The 19,137-nt window shown below is 66.0% G+C and carries 20 protein-coding genes and 1 pseudogene; 4 read left to right on the forward strand and 17 right to left on the reverse strand.

Annotated features, from left to right (window positions below):
* Positions 1–114 precede the first annotated feature (114 nt).
* From AB0B55_RS25160 to AB0B55_RS25170, 3 genes are all read right to left on the reverse strand, one after another.
* On the reverse strand, positions 115–783 hold the full coding sequence (locus tag AB0B55_RS25160; protein ID WP_357128346.1) for a DUF6766 family protein: 669 nt from the start codon (positions 781–783) through the stop codon (positions 115–117).
* An 83-nt stretch (positions 784–866) separates the two neighbouring features.
* Entirely contained in the window at positions 867–1,163 is a 297-nt protein-coding gene (locus AB0B55_RS25165; RefSeq protein WP_357128343.1) for a hypothetical protein, read from the reverse strand.
* 215 nt (positions 1,164–1,378) lie between these two features.
* The gene (locus tag AB0B55_RS25170; RefSeq protein WP_357128340.1) at positions 1,379–2,485 is read right to left on the reverse strand and encodes a glycosyltransferase family 4 protein; all 1,107 of its coding nucleotides are present in this window, start codon (positions 2,483–2,485) and stop codon (positions 1,379–1,381) included.
* Between the two features lie 556 nt (positions 2,486–3,041).
* On the opposite strand from AB0B55_RS25170, the gene ctaD reads away from it, so the two are divergent.
* Positions 3,042–5,042, forward strand: a complete 2,001-nt coding sequence (ctaD, locus tag AB0B55_RS25175) for a cytochrome c oxidase subunit I (RefSeq protein ID WP_357128337.1) — start codon at positions 3,042–3,044, stop codon at positions 5,040–5,042.
* Positions 5,043–5,267: 225 nt separating this feature from the next.
* Here ctaD and AB0B55_RS25180 read toward each other — a convergent pair whose 3' ends face one another.
* A complete protein-coding gene (locus tag AB0B55_RS25180; RefSeq protein WP_357128334.1) occupies positions 5,268–6,335 on the reverse strand; it encodes an FUSC family protein in 1,068 nt (355 codons plus the stop codon).
* Between the two features lie 634 nt (positions 6,336–6,969).
* On the opposite strand from AB0B55_RS25180, the gene AB0B55_RS25185 reads away from it, so the two are divergent.
* Positions 6,970–7,191: a hypothetical protein gene (locus AB0B55_RS25185; RefSeq protein WP_357128331.1), complete on the forward strand. Its 222-nt coding sequence runs from the start codon at positions 6,970–6,972 to the stop codon at positions 7,189–7,191.
* 417 nt (positions 7,192–7,608) lie between these two features.
* Here AB0B55_RS25185 and AB0B55_RS25190 read toward each other — a convergent pair whose 3' ends face one another.
* From AB0B55_RS25190 to AB0B55_RS25210, 5 genes are all read right to left on the reverse strand, one after another.
* Positions 7,609–8,430, reverse strand: a complete 822-nt coding sequence (locus AB0B55_RS25190; RefSeq protein WP_357174216.1) for a site-specific integrase — start codon at positions 8,428–8,430, stop codon at positions 7,609–7,611.
* 182 nt (positions 8,431–8,612) lie between these two features.
* Positions 8,613–8,933 (reverse strand): hypothetical protein, encoded by a 321-nt coding sequence (locus AB0B55_RS25195; protein WP_357128325.1) that lies wholly within the window; start codon positions 8,931–8,933, stop codon positions 8,613–8,615.
* 1,022 nt (positions 8,934–9,955) lie between these two features.
* The gene (locus AB0B55_RS25200) at positions 9,956–10,873 is read right to left on the reverse strand and encodes a DUF2726 domain-containing protein (protein WP_357174219.1); all 918 of its coding nucleotides are present in this window, start codon (positions 10,871–10,873) and stop codon (positions 9,956–9,958) included.
* Between the two features lie 12 nt (positions 10,874–10,885).
* On the reverse strand, positions 10,886–11,944 hold the full coding sequence (locus AB0B55_RS25205) for a Swt1 family HEPN domain-containing protein (protein ID WP_357174222.1): 1,059 nt from the start codon (positions 11,942–11,944) through the stop codon (positions 10,886–10,888).
* A 108-nt stretch (positions 11,945–12,052) separates the two neighbouring features.
* On the reverse strand, positions 12,053–12,313 hold the full coding sequence (locus AB0B55_RS25210; protein WP_357174225.1) for a hypothetical protein: 261 nt from the start codon (positions 12,311–12,313) through the stop codon (positions 12,053–12,055).
* 432 nt (positions 12,314–12,745) lie between these two features.
* Here AB0B55_RS25210 and AB0B55_RS25215 point away from each other — a divergent pair, with 432 nt between their 5' ends.
* Both AB0B55_RS25215 and AB0B55_RS25220 read left to right on the forward strand, forming a co-directional pair.
* On the forward strand, positions 12,746–13,009 hold the full coding sequence (locus tag AB0B55_RS25215; RefSeq protein ID WP_357174228.1) for an AMP-binding protein: 264 nt from the start codon (positions 12,746–12,748) through the stop codon (positions 13,007–13,009).
* Between the two features lie 81 nt (positions 13,010–13,090).
* Positions 13,091–14,281 (forward strand): hypothetical protein, encoded by a 1,191-nt coding sequence (locus tag AB0B55_RS25220; protein ID WP_357174231.1) that lies wholly within the window; start codon positions 13,091–13,093, stop codon positions 14,279–14,281.
* Positions 14,282–14,531: 250 nt separating this feature from the next.
* On the opposite strand, the gene AB0B55_RS25225 is transcribed toward AB0B55_RS25220, so the two are convergent.
* The 8 genes and pseudogenes from AB0B55_RS25225 to AB0B55_RS25260 form a co-directional block, all read right to left on the reverse strand.
* On the reverse strand, positions 14,532–15,215 hold the full coding sequence (locus AB0B55_RS25225; protein ID WP_357174234.1) for a hypothetical protein: 684 nt from the start codon (positions 15,213–15,215) through the stop codon (positions 14,532–14,534).
* Positions 15,216–15,296: 81 nt separating this feature from the next.
* Positions 15,297–15,509 (reverse strand): hypothetical protein, encoded by a 213-nt coding sequence (locus AB0B55_RS25230; protein ID WP_357174236.1) that lies wholly within the window; start codon positions 15,507–15,509, stop codon positions 15,297–15,299.
* 264 nt (positions 15,510–15,773) lie between these two features.
* The gene (locus tag AB0B55_RS25235) at positions 15,774–16,046 is read right to left on the reverse strand and encodes a hypothetical protein (RefSeq protein ID WP_357174239.1); all 273 of its coding nucleotides are present in this window, start codon (positions 16,044–16,046) and stop codon (positions 15,774–15,776) included.
* Positions 16,043–16,186: a hypothetical protein gene (locus AB0B55_RS25240; protein ID WP_357174242.1), complete on the reverse strand. Its 144-nt coding sequence runs from the start codon at positions 16,184–16,186 to the stop codon at positions 16,043–16,045. Before AB0B55_RS25240 ends, AB0B55_RS25235 begins: the two co-directional genes overlap by 4 nt.
* A 4-nt stretch (positions 16,187–16,190) precedes the next feature.
* Complete coding sequence (locus AB0B55_RS25245; protein ID WP_357174245.1) at positions 16,191–16,610, reverse strand: hypothetical protein; 420 nt, start codon at positions 16,608–16,610, stop codon at positions 16,191–16,193.
* A gap of 493 nt (positions 16,611–17,103) precedes the next feature.
* Complete coding sequence (locus AB0B55_RS25250; RefSeq protein WP_357174248.1) at positions 17,104–17,445, reverse strand: hypothetical protein; 342 nt, start codon at positions 17,443–17,445, stop codon at positions 17,104–17,106.
* Positions 17,446–17,562: 117 nt separating this feature from the next.
* Positions 17,563–18,222 (reverse strand): hypothetical protein, encoded by a 660-nt coding sequence (locus AB0B55_RS25255; protein ID WP_357174251.1) that lies wholly within the window; start codon positions 18,220–18,222, stop codon positions 17,563–17,565.
* A 76-nt stretch (positions 18,223–18,298) separates the two neighbouring features.
* A pseudogene (locus tag AB0B55_RS25260) lies at positions 18,299–18,895 on the reverse strand (helix-turn-helix domain-containing protein).
* Positions 18,896–19,137: the final 242 nt, after the last annotated feature.

Below are 19,137 nucleotides of genomic sequence, written 5' to 3' on the forward strand. Positions count from 1 at the left end.
GATTACCGGTTCAGGGTGTCAACACGCCTGAACCGTGCAGGCACCCCGGGCAGACTGACCATCACCCGCCAGAAGCTGCTCAGCCTCACGACGCGAGTACGAGGGCAGCGACGCTCAGCCGTCTACTCCGTTGGAGGTGTGCGCCGCGCCAACCGGCTTGGACTGCGAGGACCCCCGTTGTCGCAGGTAGATCGACAGCACGACCATCGAGGAGACGGCCAGTAGCTCCGACTGCCAGTTCTCCAGCGTGCGGTTCCAGAAGTCGGGCCGGAGGAGGTACTGGCCCCAGGACACCGGATCTTGGAGATTGCCGAGCTGATGCTCGTTGTAGGCGGCGACCCCGGTGACGGACTGGGCCAACCACGACAGCATGAAGATCGCGCCGAGAACCAGACCCAGCGAGCGGGAGAACAGTGCCCGTCGCAGGCCACCGACCCGGGCCCACGTCGGCGCGGGGGCGTGAGCGCCGACCATCTGCTCCTCGTCCGATTCGCGGCCTGCCTTGTCGAGCTCTTCGGATTCCGGTGATCCCTTCTGCAGCAGCCAGACGGTCAGGAGGATGTAGAGGAAGAACTGCAGGTACTCCGATTGCCAGTTCTCGGTGACGTCGACGGCGAAGCTCGCCGACGTGAGGTAGCGGCCGAGCGAGATCGGTCGCAGGCCTTCGCTGAGTTGCTGCTGGTTGAAGTCGGCATGTCCGGCGAACGCCTGGCCAACCAGCGCGATGAGGAACAGGAGACCGAACACCAGACCGAGGGAGTTCTCGTACAGGAATCTCCTCACCGGTGCAGCACCCCCAGCGCGCAGAAGTAGACCAGGCCCACCGCCACCACGAGCAGCAACATCACGAACTGGGCGCGCATGAGTCAACCACCCTGCAGCACGCAGTCATATGGCTTGTCGCCTCGAGCGGTGCACCCGGCGGCGACAACGCGCCAGCCACCGGGGAAGACGGCAAGGAAGACGGTGTCGCCGTCGAGTCGCACCTGCGCCTGCTGGCCGTACACCTCGCTGGCCAAGACCTGCCCGGCCCCGGGCAGGTCCTCGTCCAGGATGGCCTCGGCACACGGCCTGTCGACGGAGTGCTCAAGCCCGGCTGCGGTATCGGGTGCCAGAAGAGAGCACGCCCCAACCCCGTCCTTCTCGGCGATCGCGCTCAGCATCCGCAGAGCGACGTCAGCCGCCGCGTCACCCCGAGCGGTTACCAAGCCGCATCCTCCGGTCGCCACCGCCACCGCCACCGCCAGCGCCGCGCCCATTGCCACCCGCACGGCGCGCCAGTGGGATGCGTCGAGTGACGTTCGACGTGATCGAGCAGCGCCCCACACCGGGTGCTCCGATGCTCTGGCATCCGCCCCGTCGAAGGCTCCAGGCGGGGTCAGCCGACCGGCTCGCTTACATCTGATCCGGCATAAGCGTCGGCGAGGAACCGTCGATAGACCGCCTCGTAGCTGTACGCCATCCGGGTGGTCGAGAAGTTTTCCGCCACGTGCGCCACGCAGTCCGCCGGATCGAGCCGCTCCACGGCGCGCAGGGCGTCCGGTAGCTCATCGGAGTGTTCGCAGACCAGCCCGGTCACCCCGGAACGGACCAACTCCGGTACCGCGCCTCGGGCGAGCGCGACCACGGGTGTTCCGGTTGCCATCGCCTCCACCATGACCATGCCGAACGGCTCGTCCCACCGAATGGGCATGATCAGGCACCGGGCCTCCAGCAGCATCCGCAGGGTGGCATCCCGGTCGGCGTTGAAAACCACGCTGACGTCGTCGTCGAGCATCGGCTCGATCACCTCGTCGTAGTACTGGCGTTCGGCCGGCTCGTTGCGCTTGCCCGCGAGCAGCAGCGGCAACCCGGCCGCCCGGCACGCGCGAATCGCCACGTCCGGGCCCTTGTCAGGGCTGAACCGGGCCAGCCACAGCACCGGTCCGGCGCCGGGTTCGGCCTTGTACGGGATAAGCCGGGGGTCCAAGGCATTATGCACAGTGCCGGCCCACGGCAGCCCCGGATTCAGCCGACGCTGCCCATGAGAGATGGCGACCAAGCCGACTCGTCGGTCGGTGTCGCTGAGCACGTCGCCGTGCTCGCCCACCGGATTGCCGTGCACGGTGGCCACCGTCGGCACGGCGCGGCGCCCGGCGACCAACGGACCGACCACTGTGTGATCGTGGATCAGATCGAAGTCCGCCGCCCTGATCAGGTGGTTCACCCGGGCCAGGTGAGCCAGCTCCGGCAGAGACTCGCCGAGCCGCGCGAACTGCAGCTCGGGCGCGGTGGAGACGAAGCTAGGGGCCGCGGTGCCGTGCTGGTCGCCGGTGCCGAACAGGGTCACCGCGTGGCCGTGCTGCACGAGTGCGTCCACCAGTCCGGCGACGACTTGCTCCACCCCGCCATAGCCCGGCGGCGGCACAGGCAGCCAGGGTGGAACGACCATCGCGATGCGCAGGGGTCGATCACGGGTGAGTGCAACTGCTTGGTCAACGGCCATGAGTCCTCCGATTCGGTCATTGGTGCGTGGCTCGCCTGCTGGCTTCCCGCCAAATAGCACCACTAACCAGTCACTCAGCCCCGTGAACGCTGACTGATCGGTCGCTCAGTGCGAGGTTCCGCCTTAGCCAGCCACTCAGCGCTACGAAGCTCGGCGATTCGCCCGCTCACTTCTCACGCAGGCCACGGGTTCCCAGCCCACCTGCCCGCGGCGATCACGGACCTGACCCAGGCGCTCGACGGGCAGGCATCAACGGCATCGCGCTCTCGGCCTCCGCCGCCGCAGGCCCGCGATGGCCGCAACCACAGGACGGCCATCCGCCCCTCGGAACTCCCCAGCGGGCCCTCGGTCGTCGCGTCGCGGCCCGACGCCGTCGTCGCCAACTGAGTGGCGACTCCGGATAAGGCGCCGACCGGCGTCTGGATCCGATGACAGCACGCTCCTCCGCCAGGCGTGGACGTCCGAGCCGGCGAATTACCGGATAAGCAGCTTTCGTAGCGCTTCGCCGCGTTTACGATCGTTGAGCTTCTTACGGATCCAGGTCTCGGAGTAAGTCATGCCAAAGCCGGCGAGCACCAAGCCTGGTCAACACCGTCAAGCGCCCATCCTGGCCCCGGCGGAGTTCGGCGGCTATCCCGGGCCGCTGCGGCGCGCAGTGCCCGGCAACACCCTGCTCAGGCTGCTCGCCACGACCGACGCCAAGCAGATCGGCTTGCTCTACCTGATCTCGTCGTTCTTCTTCTTCATCGCCGCGGGCATCGAGGCGCTGCTCATGCGCGGCGAGTTGGCCCGCCCGGGGATGCAGTTCCTCTCCCAGGAGCAGTACAACCAGCTGTTCACCTCGCACGGCACGATCATGATGTTCCTGTTCGCCACACCGCTCGCCTTCGCGTTCGGGAACTACCTCGTGCCCCTGCAGATTGGCGCACCTGACGTCGCCTTCCCCCGGCTGAACGCGTTGGCCTACTGGCTGTACCTGTTCGGCGGCCTGATGGTGCTCGGCTCCTTCATCAGCCCGGCAGGCGCCGCGGACTTCGGATGGACGGCCTATCCACCCCTGAGTCAGGTGGAACACACACCCGGGGTGGGCGGCAACCTCTGGGTCATCGGGCTGGTGCTCTCGGGTGTCGGCACCATCCTCGGGTCGGTCAACCTGATCACCACCACCCTGACGCTGCGCGCCCCGGGGATGACGATGTGGCGAATGCCGCTGTTCACCTGGGCCATGTTCATCACCGCGTTGATGGCGATCGTGGTGTTCCCGCTGCTGTCGGCGACGCTCCTCGCCCTGCTGTCCGACCGTGTGCTCGACAGCCACATCTACGACGCCGCCAACGGCGGCCCGCTGCTCTACCAGCACCTGTTCTGGTACTTCGGCCATCCCGAGGTCTACATCGTGGCGCTGCCGTTCTTCGGCATCATCAGCGAGGTGCTGCCGGTCTTCTCGCGAAAGCCATTGTTCGGGTACAAGGGCATGGTCCTGGCACTGTGGGTGATCTTTTTCTACTCCCTGAACGTGTGGGCGCACCACATGTTCGCCACCGGTCAGGTCCTCCTACCCTTCTTCTCAGCGACCACCTTCATCATCGCCGTGCCTACCGGGGTTAAGTTCTTCAACTGGATCGGCACCATGTGGAAGGGGCAACTGACCTTCGAGACCCCGATGCTGTTCGCCATCGGGTTCCTCGTCACCTTCCTCTTCGGCGGCCTCACCGGCGTGCTGCTGGCAAGTCCGCCGGTCGACTTCCACGTCCACGACAGTTACTTCGTCGTCGGGCACTTCCACTACGTCCTCTTCGGCACCATCGTCTTCGCCGCGTTCTCCGGCGTGTACTTCTGGTTCCCGAAGATGACCGGCCGGCTGCTCGACGAACGACTCGGCAAGGTCCACTTCTGGACCATGTTCGTCGGTTTCCACACCACCTTCCTGGTCCACCACTGGCTGGGCAACCGCGGTATGCCCCGCCGCTATGCCGACTACCTACCGCAAGATGGGTTCACCACCCTGCACACCATCTCCACCATCGGGTCGTTCGTGCTCGGTGCATCCACGCTGTTCTTCATCTACAACATCTGGAAGTCCTGGCGCTTCGGTGCCGCCGTCACCGTCGACGACCCCTGGGGGTACGGAAACTCCCTGGAATGGGCGACAACCTGCCCACCACCGCTGCGCAACTTCGACCGCATACCCCGGATCCGCTCCGAACGCCCCGCCTTCGACGCCAAGTACGGCACCCGGGTCGCCGACCTCGGCCGTGACCTGCCGCAACGCGCCGCCAAACCTGCACAGAGCGTCAGCGAGGAGCTGCATCGCGAGGGACACGCGCCGGAGCCGCTCGCTGTCGAACGAGCCCACGGCGGTGAGGGCGCGGCCGGTGACCAGCCGATCCCGCAGTCCGGTGCCCGCCCCATCGAGGTACCCGACCCGGAGCAGACCCGACGACCGAGCTTCGAGCCGACCACCGAGACCGACGAAAACCCACTGGACTCCCAGCGGGGAGAGGAAGCCCCGCCGCAGTGGCGCCACCCCGGTCAAGAGGACGACGAGAGAAGGTGAGGAGGTCAGGTCGCCATTGCCCGCCGACTCCCCATCGACTAGCGCCCCGTCCGCCACGCCGCGTGGCAGCGCATCGGACGTCGTATCCGCGACGAGCGACCTCCGGGTCAGGCACCGGCAGACGGCCAGGCTGCTGCGCAACGGCAGTCCGCGGGGCTCTCCCTGTCGAGCGGCAGGGCAAAGCAACCTGTGCCGCCAGAGGAGGGGGTCATCTCCTCTGCCATCTCACGGGCTTTCGCCGTAACGTTCCCGAGTCAGCCGGTTGGCCGTCTCCGGATCGAGACCGCTGGCGCGAAGCAGGTCACTCGCCGCGACCCGCGTCTGAGTGACCAGGGTCTGGCTGAACCGGCCGGTGGCAACGTCGCCGGCCCTGCGAGCGCCGTGCATGGCCGCCAAGGCTGTCGCTCGCGCCCGCTGCGGATCACGGCCCGACCCGCGTTCGGCCCGAAGGTGCTCGTTGGCGTCGGCGAGTTGCCTGAGCGTCGTGGTCAGCTCAGACGGAACCGCCTCGTCGTACTGCAACACAGTCGCCGAGGTACGCGCCAGATCCTGTGCGTCACCAATCAACCGTTGGGCATGCGCAGCGAAATGGGCGAACTGTTCCACGTCATCTCGCCGGAGCCATCTCACCGGCGCCAGACTCACCACCTCCTTCGCCCCATCGAGCGCCTGCGACAATCGTGCGAGATCGGGTCCCGAGTCCCGCAGGCGCTGCAGGGACGCAGTCGCCCGCTCAGCGTCACGCTCGTTCAGAGCGGTCGCGATGGTGCGGAGTTCTGCACTGATCAACTGGACGATCGGCGTGGCCGCCCGGTTGAGAACGCGCATCGGGTTGACCGGAAACAGGAGCGTCACCACCACCAACCCCACCGCCCCACCGATGACGGCATCCAGGATCCTGGGCCACTCAAGGTTGGGATCCACCGGCGACAGGGTCGCGATCACGACAGCCGAAGCACCCGCGTGGGCCACGGTCGCGCCGCTGCCACCGGAAAGGATCAGCGCGAACGCGATCGCGACACCAACCGCCAAGCCGATCTGCACCGGTCCCGGGCCCACGGTATAGAGCAGAGCATCCCCGATGAGGATACCGATCACCACGCCAACCAGCGTCTGGACGGTTCGACGGACCCGCTGGCCAATTGCGGCGACGATCGTCCCGACCGCCGCGGACGGAGCGAAAACCGGCGCAGGGATGCCCAACACGTCGTGCCCGATGAACCAAGACAACGACGCCGCCAGCGCCGCCTGCACCGTGATCACCAGGATGACGTTCGTCAGACGCAGCCGCACCCGCCAACCCTGACGCCCACGCTGGCGAGCCCGCTCTGCCGCCTGCCGCACCTCGGCCGCTACAGCGTCGACACCGGAGGACGGATCGGGCGAAGGTTCCTGGGCACCACGCATGGGGGTAGCTACCCGAAGCAGCGACAAACAAGTCAGCAACGAGTGCCATCAGGGTCGCTCGTGGTGTGGCACAACAGCTGCAGCCAGCCGGACCGGTTACGGGCCTGGTGATCACCGACCATTCGTCGCTCAGCTCGCCCGGGTCTTCCAACCTCAAGCCGATGATGAACGCGCAGCGTCCACCGGCCACTTACGGCTGCCCGCCGTGTTCAACAGCATTCTGTGCCAGCCCACAGATTCCGACGGTTCCGGCACGCAGAAGAGGTCCCCACCTGAATACCCCGAGCAGGACGTTGCCCGTGGGGAAGATGCCTCAGACGACGGACCCGCGGGGGCCTCGGACCACGAACCGCAACGCCGATCACAGGGCGTGTGCACTCTGAGGTAATGGAAACCAGGTCCATCCACTGCATCAACGACGTCTTCCGCAAACACCATCGAACTCGAACAGCTCGGCGTCCTTCGCCGAAGCCGTCCCGCCGGAAGCATGGGCGCCGAGGCATGGGGTATCCGCCGCAGCATGGGTAGCCAACAGCGCAACAAGCATGACAGCGGTGGCGAGTCGGCGCGGGGCCGCCGGCACCCGGGCAGCGGCGCACGGGGTCGGCAGGGGGCCACGGTGGAGCACTCGCCGAACCAGCGGCACGAGCGCACCGCGACGGGATCAGCCGGCACCGAGCGCGACCACAGCCGGTCGAAGGCGGCCCGGGAGGGGCGGGTAAACCGCCAGGGTACGGCCTGATCCTCAGTTACCATCCTCCCGCGCTTGTCGGCTGCCAGCCTGCGGCAGCACATGCCGTACAGCCGGGAGAGAGGTGCAGTTGGCCGTGGCGAGCACTCCCTTATCGGCATCTGTCCGTGCGGCCGTTACGGATGCCCGCCCAACCAGGTTCGGACGGTGATCATTCGGCACCTCGGCCGCCTGCCACTGCAGCCAGCGTCGGCAGCCGATTACCGCGTCGCACCAGCAGCGTTAGTCGAACCACCTGGCATCGAATGACACTCGAAGCCCGGATCGCGCTGTGCGCGTTGGCCCTCGCCCTCCTCCAAACGATCACAGCTCTCCTCGCCTTCGCTGAACACCCCGCCCTGCCCTGGCCCCTGCCGCCGAGCAGTCGAGCGCTGAGTACGGCTCTTGTTGGGGAACCACTGCTCGCTCTCACCTAGGCCAGTGGGTGCGGCTGACCGCTGAGGGCTGCCAGGCGGTAGCGACGGCGTGCAGGTCGGCTTTGATGTAGGTGGTGGTGGCGGGTCCACGGCTGTCGGTGTGTCCGGCGTAGGCGCGGGCCACCCCGTAGCCGAAATGCCGCTCGACCCACGTCAGGGTGGTGTGGCGCAGCCAGTGCGTGCTGATCCCCTGGGCCGCGACCCACGGTAGCTGTCGGCCGATGCGTTTCCACATCAAGTCGTAGCGCCGGTAGGAGGCGGGTTGGCCATTGCGGTAGCGCAACAGCGCATCGGTCGGTGCGACGGCGCCGCGGGCTCGGGCATGGTCGTCCAATCGGCTGGCGAGCATCGGTGTGATGGGCTGCCAGCGTTGCGTGCCGCCCTTCTCGGACAGGCGGATCAGCGCGTGGTCGGTGTCCAGGTCGATCAGGCGTAGCGCGAGGGCGCCGCCGCGTCGGCAGGCCGTTTCGGTGTGCAGGCGCAGCAGTAGGGCGTCGAGCACGATGTCGTGGCCGCCGCTGCGGGCGGCGGCGTTGATGTCGGACAGTTCATCCGCGGTGAGAGCGCGGCGGGTGTTGGGCAGCCGGCGGGGTTTGCGGACCCGGTGGGCAGGGCTGTCCACGGCGGTGAGGTAGCCGTCGGCGATGGCGCGGTTGTAGAAGGCGCGGGCGGCGGCGATGAGATGCTCGCCGGCATGCCGGCCGTTTCGGGAGTTGCGGCGAGGGCGGGCACCGGCGGCGGCCCGTCGCATGAGGGCTTCGAGGTCAATGGCCCGCACCGCGTCGATGCGCCGATCGCCGAGGGCGGCGGCCATGAGCCGCCAGGAACTGCCGTAGGTGCGTCGGGTACCCGGGCTCGCCGCGGCGACAACAGCAGGAACGTACTCAACGACCGTCGGCACGGCAGGCGGGTCAGTGCCAGTGAGACCGGCGGCAGCGAGGCCGAGGTGCTCGAGAAACGCTCGGGCGATGGCGACACGATCGGGATTCGCGGTCATCAGGCCTCGCCGAGGATGCGATCGTGCAGCTCGGCCAGACCCACGGCGATGGTGTTTGAGGGGTGCACGACGACACGGTTTCGGCGTAGCAGGGCAGCCAGGAGCACGGTATCGCCGGGACCGATGCCGCACAGGCGTCGAGCGGCGGCCGGCAGGGGCAGTTCCGCGCGGGTGCCCACGACGTGCGCGCCATCAGGTGCGGGTGTGATGAGCACGGTGGCGTACGTGACGTCTATGTGCAAGGCGAGGCCGGAAGTCCAGCCCAGGGCGCGCAGCAGCGGGCGGGTGGTGACCCGGCCTGCGGCGTCGGGGCGTGCCACGTCGAACAGCATATCGTCGGCCGGTGGGACGGCAGGTGGCGGCAGCGTCGGTAAGGGTGCCGGCTCCGGCGGCACGACCGGCAACGGGGTGGGGACGAGCGGTTCGACGAGCTGCTCAACATCCCCGCACTGAGGGCGACGTCGGCGAATCATGGCCGCCACCAGCACGGCCGCACAAGCATCAGCTCAGGCGGAACCGCCCCCCGATATTCGCTAGGAGCATGGATGCTTCGTGACTTCGTCGAGAGATTCGCGGCGATCGGTTGATCTTTCGCGAATCTCCACACGAACTGGTGTCCGAGGGGGGAGGCGAACACATTTCTGTGGTGAGTACACCACGTAGGTGTACTCATGGCCGAAAAGAGTAGCGCCCCTCCGGCGCGCTGTCAAGATCCCTCCGATTCAATCCTCGCGCTCTCCGACTCGGGCGCGCCGCCCGCCTGGTGCGCCAATCGCGGTTCACACACGTCTCCCCGTTTACACCAGAACACCCAAGGCGCCCTCTCATCACTCTCTCGGGTCCCGCCGCGGGGGATGTCGTCGAGGCATCGAAAAGTGGGACCAACTTCATCGTCATTGCCTTCATGGTCGTCGTTGGGCTCTTCGCCGGGGCCTGGTGGGTGGGGCGGCAGGGTGACCGCTGCTTATCGAGCTGCGGATACACCCCGCGCTCGGGTTACTGCTGCGAGGCAGCCTGTTCGTGGGTGCGTTCGTCTTGGCCTACGACGAATACCCCCGTGGGGCATAGTGGATACAGCAGGCGTTTTCGTCACGCCGGCGCGGGCTGGTGGCTGATGGCCACAGACGAGTCGTAGCTGCATCGGCACCCTGCCCATCAGGCTCGGCCCGTCACAAGGCGGCGCGGCGGGCCGAAGAGCAGGTCGAGCCCTTTGCGCGCTCGACGGTGCACTGGTCCGCACCGCAGCGGAGAGACACCGGCATCACTGAGTTGCGAGACGTCCCTTAGGTACGACGAGGCCGCAGGGGTCTTAAGGTCGCAATTTTCGGGCCGATGCCGAAGGTCAGCTGAACGAGATGTGAGAGAATAAGGCAGCCTCGGCCTCAGATAGTCGGCCAGGATCTGCCTTCGCCGCGTCGAACGCCTCGCAGATTTGGCGCCACCTGACAAGAACAGGGGCATCCGCCTTCAATCTATGCAGATGCTTGCCGATGGCAGCAGCCGCCAGGTCTTCGACTAGTTCACGAGGCCCGAGTCCACAACGGAATCGGTATTGCCGGAGCTGCACCTGTTCGAAACAGAAAAGGTCGCCCTGAATCCGTATCCAAGCCCACCCCTCAACCCAACCATCCTGCCGCTGGAAGCAAATCCCTTTAATAACCGGCGAATGGATCAACCCTCCTTCCCACATCTCTTCGGCCTCCACTCGGGCCATCGCGCCGAGGTCGTTCACAAAGCCGCTCCGACCATTCGGCAGTCTGCCGATGATATTTCGGTAATCGAACGGCTCGTCGAGCGGCAGAGCCCCCGCTTCTTGTTGCTCCGAGACTTCGTGCATGAAATCTCGGGCATCAATAAGGTACTCGATAATCTTGCGGCCATGGGCGCCCTGATGTAGAGCTGTGGACTCTATGCGCAGCAGCTCAAGGCCAGCAGCTGCACAGATGGCGTCCTTCATGTCGTCACGCCTACGTGCATCGGGCGTGCGGTGGGTCGGATCGTCAAGCTCCACCGCAAAGTCGGGCATGCGAGTCGCGAGGTCACACACGATGAAGTCGAGCTGAGCCCGAGTCGCGTAGCTCCACTCGAGATCAGAGATGCCGCCGGGACGCTTTCCGATAATCTGACTCAGCTTCTGATTAGGCCATACAGCCCGACCTCTCCGCTCGAATAGGGTCTGAAGCTGAGCCAGCGCGTCGTGCTCCGACAACGAGACTACCGGTCGAAGGTACTTGTGCTCACCGCGGCGTGGGGTCACCACTTGCCCCTACCGCTAGCCACCGAAGATACTGACAGGCACCGTCGAGTCATCCAGGACAGACCACACCGTGCTTACTTGAACACGCGGATCCACGTCCCGCCGCATCCGATCAACCATCCGGTCATACTCGGCTGAGTCACGAAACGGTCGACTTGCGGAAAGCACGGCGTGAATACACAGGTTGATGTCATCACAGATCCCAGCCGGGTCGTCGACCGCAGGAAATGAGAAGCTGACGTGCGCCGGAGTAGTCTGGGAGACATATACGACGCGATCGTTCAACCTCTCGCCACGGACATATGAGTCGTTCCAGACCTGGTCAGGAAGAACTCCCCTCCCGTTCATGTAAAAATCGACGTGCCACAAGTAACCCGGAGTGCCCGTCACCGAGTCGCCAGCAGGCAAGTCGTCTGCCCAAGGCCGCCGACTGTATGAGATGCGCGTCTGGACGTCGTACTTCCGCTCGGCGTGCTCCATGATGTAGCTCTTGGGGTGCTTGCCGCGAAGCCAGCCATCGACCACTGGATCCATCCAGGTTACTGCCGGGTCATGGAGCCTGTTGTAGCTGGCAACGGCCTGGAACGCACCCCTCTCCAGGTCACGCAGCATCTGCTCGATCCGCGATAGGTCGTCGGCATGCGGCCGCCGGCAGTGCGCCATCCGGTGTCGAACCTGCTTGAGCTCGCGAACGCGCCCCTTCCAGATTTCCCGGTCGATGAGGGAAGGGCCGAAGAGTTGCCAATGATCATCAAGCATCTGCAGCAACGGCGTCACATCGAGGTGTGCGAGCACCAGGTTTGTATCAGTGCTTGTCATGTGCGTGTACCGCAGCTCAGCGTCCGCCCTGCTCGCGGCCCTACCGATAACGTCCGTCCACTCCGCTCCATAGGCGGCGCGTAGCTCGACATAGCAGAGAGACCGTAGCCAGGTCTCTAGTTGCCACCACCGGCCGTGCACGGCACTAGCCAGGCCGGGAACATCTCGTTCCCACGCCTGCAACAGCGCAATCCGGACGGTGGACGGAAGGCCGTCCCAGCCGCCGGGGATCTCGTCGGGCTCGGCGTCGAGCATGCTGCATACGGTATGCCTAAGGACCCTCGTCCTGTAGTCCCGGGCGTGTTGGCAGCGGGAGCGATCGAGACACACGGCGCCAACCGACTGGTCTCGATGTCATGACTCCTACGCAGGGCCAACCGGAAACCCGAGCTTTCGCCCGACGTCGGCCAGCGACGAGGCAACCTCCTCGGAGTCATCGTCGTCGCCTCGAACCGTCATGCCCTTACCCTCGCGGATCTGCCGGTCTTCCAGCTCTCGGACCATCCTGTAAACCTGGGCATACACGAGCTCGTAGCGGCCCAGATAGGGCTCCAGGTCCGTGTACCGCAGACCGGTGAGGAAGAATCGGTGCACGATCGCGTTGCGGTGCTCGTACAGCTCCACAACCTCCGCCTTCAACTCGGCGTCGATCAGCCCTCGCCGCAAAGCCTCGTCGTAAATCGCCTTCTCGGTGAAACGGGCTCCCCCCCGGCACCTGCTGCACGTACTTGTCGAGGTCGTCGCTCTGCCCCGCAAGTTGCTTGTCGAGGATGATCGCCGTACGCAGGAACCCGTCGATCAGCGAGACATACAGAACCATGCCCTCAATGAGACTTCCGTTCTCGTGGCTTGCTGAAGCAGGTGACGTGCCGCACCGAACGAGGCGATGAAGTCGGCCATGGGGTGCTTCGGGGAGCCGGTCATTCAGTCAGCGTAAAGGCCGGCGAGTAGCGGAGCTGGGTGGCGAGCGATCGCTAGCCACCTGCTCCAAGCCGGGGGGCCCCGACTGTTCCCCTCACCTACGGGCGCGCGGCCGCCGGCGTCGAGCTGATCGAGGTGCCAGACACCAGCGGGTTCTCGTCGGACGACCTGTCCGACGCCGAGCGTCTCCGACCGCTGCGTCCCTTCCACCCGTGCTACGTCATGTACACCTCCGGCTCCACGGGGATGCCAAAGGCGGTCGTCATGCCAGCGGCCCGCGGCCAGTTGGTCAAGCCGGTGAGCGAGGATCCCTACAGTGGGTTTGCCGAAGCCCAAGGCCTCTCCGGTGTGCACTGCAAGCCGGCGACCGTGACGGCACAGTTGCGACCGAGTCACTGAGCGTGTGCTGTCGGCCGACTGACTAGCCAGTTGCTGGCAGGGGCCAGAGGCCCCTGGGGTGTTGGCGGAAATGAGTTCGCGGTGGCGCTACGTAAGCGCGACGATGGCCCGGTGATCAATACGGTTCCTGGGCAGCAGGCTGAGGACCATGCACGGCGCTTGGCCGGCGACCTCGGTGTCCCCGACTTCGTCTATCGGCCGACCGTGGTCCGGAAAGGTAAGGGTGTTCGCGAGATCAGCGATGGTCTGCTCGTGGCCGGAGCCGAGGGGCTGATCCTCCAGGTCAAGAGTCGCGACCCGCGGGCGGCAACGTCGGACGACCCGGCGAAGGCAGGGGCGTGGTGCGTCAAGAACGCCGCCGCTGCGGTTCGCCAGGCAGCCGGAACGCGGCGCTCTCTCGCGGCTAGCGAAGTGTCGGTGCGGTCGCTCCGGGGGTTCGAGCGGATTCTGCCGGACGCATCGAACTGGGCATCGGTGATAATCGTTGATCACCCAAGGGATCCGCAGGTCGCGCTTCCGCCCACGCCGAATACCCTGTACATCTCCGTCAACGACTGGCGCAACCTTCACCGCTGGCTGAGGTCAACCTGGGGCGTGATCAGCTACGTGCGGCGCGCCGTTGAAAGCGGTGTTGAAGTCGCCCTCGGGCGCGAGCAGGACCGCTACCGCGTTCTCGCGGATGCGGACCTACGTGCCCCCGGCTCCCTAACCTCGTTCCCGACCCTCCCGCCTTACCGCATCGGTGGAGCCGAAGCATGGGACGCGGCCCTGTTCGAGGAGCTGATCGAACAGGTTGCCGACCCCGAGGGAGCGACGGGCTGGGACGCTCAGCAGTATCTGTGGATCGTCGAAGAACTCGACCGCGTTTCCCCGATCGCCCGGGTCCGGCTCGGTGCGAAGATGCGGGAGACCTTCCTGGAGATGAAATCCGCCCGTTCACGGCGAAGTTTCCTGGCGCAGGACCCGGGAAACCCGAGAACGCGCATCGCTTTCCTCTATGAATACGACGCGTCCGGTGATCCATCTGGCGACTGGTTCATGGCCCGGGTAGCCGCGTACGGCATCCTGCGAAATCAGCATGCGATCAGGGCAGGGGCGGACCCGTCGTCGGTCACCTTGGTGATCGGCGTGCTTCACCATCCGGGCCGAGGTCGCCGCCACGTGTTCTTCTACGCGACGCAGACCGATGTCTCTCTGCCGGATGAGCTTCGTGATCAACTGGAGGCGGAGTTTGGAGTGTTCGACGGCACGAGGGTGCGCAACGTTTCCTAGGGTTCGCTTGTGGTTCCGGCACGCGCCAGGATGGCGCTGAGGCAGCAAGACGGAGCCAAGCAGGTGTGCGACAGCCGTCTGCTCGCACCTGGATTTGGTCTGCGGCGGCGCCCGGTTTGCCCTGCCGCCGATGCCAATCGAGGGTTCCCCCTCGTTGCCGGAGGCGACGGGCAGTCCCGACCAGGCGGTTTGCGGCAGGTCGGGCACCACGGCGGGAACGCTCTGCCAGGCATGCGAGCCAGGCCCGCCATCACTTCCCGGCCCCCGGATCAACCAAGAGCACCGCGCTTCGCAACACTTTCTCATCTACACGCCAAACGTGATAGTCGCTGCCGTAAGACTCCGGCGACGCAAGGTAGAGCTGGGAAACGTCGCCGGTCAGCAGCAACGCCTGATTGGGGCGGGGGAGCGACGGATCGTAAAAATCGCCGTAGTAGAACCGACCGTAGCTGGCTCCCGAAACGACGCTCAACGGCGGCACTCGCCCACCAACAAACACGGCGTTGTCCACCCCGACCCGAGCCTCCACAACTCTCGGTGGCTTGCCCTTGTGGTAGTGGCCGAGATAGCGGTCACCCGGCCTCACCTTGTGGCGCAGTCGGTCGTCGCCGAAGCGGGGCGGCGGGCTGGTGAAGTCAACGAACCGACCCTCCACTGTGAGGAAGTACGGGCTGAGATTCCACCCTTCGGCGATTGTCTCCAGCACTGCGCCTCTGATCATGGCGTCTTTGCCAGCGATGGCTCTCCGTGGTGGCACACCGCGCTGGGTAAGGAAGTCGCGTGTTTCAGTAGCGAGGCGGCCGAGTCTGCGCGCGGCTTCGGCTGGTGCGGTGGCGTGAGCTTTCCGGAAGGCGTTGAGGAGCTGCGCCGCGCCTGCGGTGGCGTGATGGCGGGCTGCTGCGGCTCGGTTGATCCGTTCGTTGAAGTCCGACATGTTGGCCCCTTCGCGGGTGCGAGGTTGTGTTGTGGTCACCATGGCCCGTCGCCGTACAGGTGGCGCACGCCTCAGCCACCTTCAACGCCGCCGCCGGTTCAGGGGCCGCGACGTCGCGTCGAGGATGTGGCCGAGCCCCCACACCAGCAGCAGGGCAACGAAGCCACTAGCCAACCACTGCATCCCGCCGTCGGCTACTTCTCCGCCGGTCACGTAGCCGACGACACCGAACACCAGCAGCGCGGTGATAAGCAGTAGGGCGAGCAAGCCCAGCCAGCCCAGGAACTCCTTCACTGGCCCGCCGCCTCGTGGCACTCGGTCTGCCGCCAGGCGCGGACCAACCACGCCCGGTCTACGCGCTCAGCGGCAGCATCCCAGCAGTCCCACCCGCCGGCCGCGTAGCCGCGCGCAATGTCGTCGAGCTGCCCAGTGTCAAGCAGAGTTTGAGGGCTACGCAGGGTCCGCAGCAGACAGGGCAGCAGGCCTCGCCTTGGTCGGCGGCGTGCAACAGGTTGAGGTGCCCGGCAACCAGGAACATGGCCGCCTCGGCGGGCATCGTCACAGTGTCGGCCATGGGCCCACGTCATTGATCACGCTGGCCAAAGGTTCAACACTCGCCACGGTCATGGTAGCGGTTGACGCCTGGATCTGCTCGGTCAAGCAATGTGGATAGCAGCCGGGCGTGTAGTTGTCCAGCTCGCCCGCTCGCGCCCCCATGCTGCTGCGGTAGGTGACAGCGAAGGCGACCGGGTCGGATGGCTCGCACGGGAGGTCGCCGCGCTCAGGACGGTACGCCCTGCACGTCGGCGCTTGGGCGGGCAGATCAGTCATCGGGTTTCCTCCTTGCCGGCTTGCAGGATCGCTGCGGCGAAGCGTGGGCAACTGCGCAGGTAAGTCGGGTCGCAGCGGTAGCCTTCGTCGTCGTGGATTCGGGTGGCGCGGGTCAGCAACGTCAGTTCGCGGTCGTTCATCGGGTCACCACGGCCCGTCGCCGTACAGGGTCTCGCACGCCTCAGCCACGTTGAGTGCCACTTTGCTGATCTCCAAGTTGGCGTCCACGGCCGAGTTCCGCTGCCCACCCAGGTCCGCTGTTTCCCGTGCGGTGACCGCGTCCCGTAGGTCCCGGCCGTGCTGCGACATGATCCGGTCGGATGACTTCACCGCATACTCGGCGGCTTTACGCGTGTCGGCGAGGTTGTCGAGGGTTTCCAGCATGTCCGTGGGCAGGGTGTGGCAGGCCAGCTGGTTCCAGTCCTGGGTCGGCAGGGGTGCGGGGGCGGATTTGGTGGGTGCGGCCTGGGCGGCGGGGGTGGGCTTGCTGTTGCCGCAGCCGGCGGCGGTCACGGTCAGGACTGTGGCGAGGGCTGCAACGGCCAAGCGGGTGCGGTGCGGCATGGGCGTCTCCGTTCGTCAGGGGCGGGTCGAGGGCGGATGCGACAAGGTGATGCGGGGCGGCTGCATTGGCTCGTCCAGGAGGCGCATGATCGGCGTGGTCACCGCTGGCCCTCCGTCCACGGCCCCGGATCAACCGCCGTGAACCCGTTGCGGTCCAAGATTCGGCGCACGTTGTCCAACGTGTCCGGGCATTCCGATGCGAAGTCGGCGAAGAACCCTGGGGCGTCCGACAGCGCACTGCCAGCGCTGGTGGACAACCGCAACTGAACGGCGGTGTGCCCGCGCCCAGTGGGGTGGTTCAACACGTCAAAGACCCACGCGGGCCCGTCGTCGTCGACCAGGGCGGCGCACAGCACGTCGTAGCGGCCGGCGGGGTACGCGTACACGAGGCGACGGCCGGTCGCCGGCGGTTCCCTGGTGCTCGACGGCGAGGCGGGGAGGGGTCGAGTTGGGCAGGGGGCGATTCGGCACGGTAATGGTGATCCCCTTCGAGTCAGCCGTTTGCGGTGCACGGGCAGGTCGGGTTGTCAGCCCAATGCGCCTCCATCACCTGCTGAATCTCGTCCTGCCGCATGCCTTCGTCAGTCCCGCGGTAGATCGACGACGCCCACCTGTCGCCCGGCAGCTCGGCGGACGACGCGTTCTCCATCACCTGCCGCAGGCTGTCGACAGCCGATAGCGCCCGATCGGCGAGCATCGCCTGCGTGGACGTTTTGCCGTAGGTGTTCGACAGATCGGTCACGAGGTGCACGAGGTAGTCGTGGGTGGCTAGCAGGTTGGCGCCGATCTCAACGTGGGCGCAAGCGGGCAGTTGGTGGACATATCTGGTGGTCACGGTCGGGCCTCTCTTCGGGTTCGGGTCAGCCGTGCGAGACGGCAGGGCTAAGCAGTCCGTGCGGTCATGCTCACCCGGCAAAACTGTGCGGGAGAACGGCGTCCAGTCCTGACCGGATCAGACGGCGATGAAGAGTTGAGGAAGCTTGCAGAGGGTGTCCCAGGTGCGCAGGTACTCGTCGACCGGGAGATCGTCAGCGACCTCGCGCCAGTCGCGGCGGTCGCCATACTGCTCGGCCCGCTCAAACTGCCCCATCATCGACATGATGCCGCTCGGGACGAATGCATGAAAACCAACGCCGTTGTAGCGGAACCTGGCGTGATACTCGTCGTGGTTGTTCCGGTTCAACCGAGGTCCGATCGAGATGTTGGTGAGTCCGCTGAACTGGGGCGGCACAGCGCTGTTGGGTAGAGCGCCCAAGGACCGACCCGACCAATTCCCGTAGAGGCCGTCCCGGATGGCGGCGGCAAGAACGTGTCCTGCTACAGGGGATTCGATGGACGAGTCTCCCGGTGCGCCCACGGCGGATCGCAGCAGGTCGCTGCCCTGCTGCCAGACCACGTGAAGATGTTCGCTGAGGTCGGCGCACTTGTCCGGGTGGTAGTTAACCGATCCCCATGGGGAGCCGCGAAGAGTGCCGTCTTCATTCACTAGCGGCACGTCGCGGAGTTGCCGGAAGACAGCAAGGGTGACCTGCTTGCCGGAGACGGTCAGGGTCTTGATTTCGACGGATGCGGTGCGGATCTCCGCGTTCTGGACGGTGAGCTTGGACGGCATAGATAATCCTTTGGGGGTGAGCTAGTGCCTTGACCACAAACGTTCGCCGGGTTGGTTAGGCGGCCCTGGCTGCGGGTTAGGCCCAGCGGTGTTGTCGTTCGCTGCGGACGCGTGCGCGTTTGCGGCGTTGAGCGGTCAGGACGTCGGGGTGGCGGGCGTTGGCGTTGCGCCAGCGTAGGTATTGATGCAGGTGGCGGCCAAGGGCGACGTGGTTGTGGTGGTCGGATCCGGCGATCACGAAGGTGCGTAGCGGGCCGAAGTGGGCCTCGATCGGGTTGGCCCAGGATGCGTAGGTCGGGGTGAAGCAGAGCTCGAGCTTGTTCCGGGTCGCCCACTGCCGGATGGCGGCGCCGGAGTTTGGTCGGGCGTGTGTTGGCCGTCGAGACGATGAACTGCTCGTCGTCAGGACTGATCTGGCGGGGACGGCCACCTGCCCATTAGGGTCCAAGCTGGGCATCCCCATCTCATTGAACCGGTGAATGACACCACGCACGGAGTCCTCGTCGGCCTGGACCAGCCGGGCGATGACCGGCACACTGTTTCCGCCAGCGGAGGCCAACACGACCATCGCCTGGCGCAGCCGGACCGTTGAACCGGTCCCGCGACGCACGAGGCGTTGCAGCTTCTGGCCTTCTGGATCGCCTAATCGGCGTACTCGAACAGGTTCTGCCACCTACACAGCCTTGACCGTCCCCGGGTCCACGTAGCGGACCCGGCCCGGCGTGTCACCCAACCCGGCCAACGTTTGTGGTCAGAGCACTAGCAGCCGCCCAGATAGACGTTGCCATCAACCCACTTCCTTTGGGTATCGAGCATGCCGGGGTCTGTGCATCTAAGGGTGTTTCCGGCCTGACCCATCGGGCGTTGTGCCTGGTGAGGAGGGTGCCGTGATGACCGCGACACTGAACGACCAGA

This window comes from Micromonospora sp. NPDC049107, from assembly GCF_040648595.1.
Classification (GTDB): domain Bacteria; phylum Actinomycetota; class Actinomycetes; order Mycobacteriales; family Micromonosporaceae; genus Micromonospora.

What these genes read in the sequence shown, in the direction of transcription:
- AB0B55_RS25235 (WP_357174239.1), bottom strand. Translation starts at nt 16,046, where the DNA reads ATGACTGATCTGCCCGCCCAAGCGCCGACGTGCAGGGCGTACCGTCCT.
- AB0B55_RS25165 (WP_357128343.1), bottom strand. Translation starts at nt 1,163, where the DNA reads ATGCTGAGCGCGATCGCCGAGAAGGACGGGGTTGGGGCGTGCTCTCTT.
- ctaD (WP_357128337.1), top strand. Translation starts at nt 3,042, where the DNA reads ATGCCAAAGCCGGCGAGCACCAAGCCTGGTCAACACCGTCAAGCGCCC.
- AB0B55_RS25185 (WP_357128331.1), top strand. Translation starts at nt 6,970, where the DNA reads ATGGGTAGCCAACAGCGCAACAAGCATGACAGCGGTGGCGAGTCGGCG.
- AB0B55_RS25170 (WP_357128340.1), bottom strand. Translation starts at nt 2,485, where the DNA reads ATGGCCGTTGACCAAGCAGTTGCACTCACCCGTGATCGACCCCTGCGC.
- AB0B55_RS25255 (WP_357174251.1), bottom strand. Translation starts at nt 18,222, where the DNA reads ATGCCGTCCAAGCTCACCGTCCAGAACGCGGAGATCCGCACCGCATCC.
- AB0B55_RS25225 (WP_357174234.1), bottom strand. Translation starts at nt 15,215, where the DNA reads ATGTCGGACTTCAACGAACGGATCAACCGAGCCGCAGCAGCCCGCCAT.
- AB0B55_RS25205 (WP_357174222.1), bottom strand. Translation starts at nt 11,944, where the DNA reads ATGCTCGACGCCGAGCCCGACGAGATCCCCGGCGGCTGGGACGGCCTT.
- AB0B55_RS25240 (WP_357174242.1), bottom strand. Translation starts at nt 16,186, where the DNA reads ATGAACGACCGCGAACTGACGTTGCTGACCCGCGCCACCCGAATCCAC.
- AB0B55_RS25245 (WP_357174245.1), bottom strand. Translation starts at nt 16,610, where the DNA reads ATGCCGCACCGCACCCGCTTGGCCGTTGCAGCCCTCGCCACAGTCCTG.
- AB0B55_RS25190 (WP_357174216.1), bottom strand. Translation starts at nt 8,430, where the DNA reads ATGGCCGCCGCCCTCGGCGATCGGCGCATCGACGCGGTGCGGGCCATT.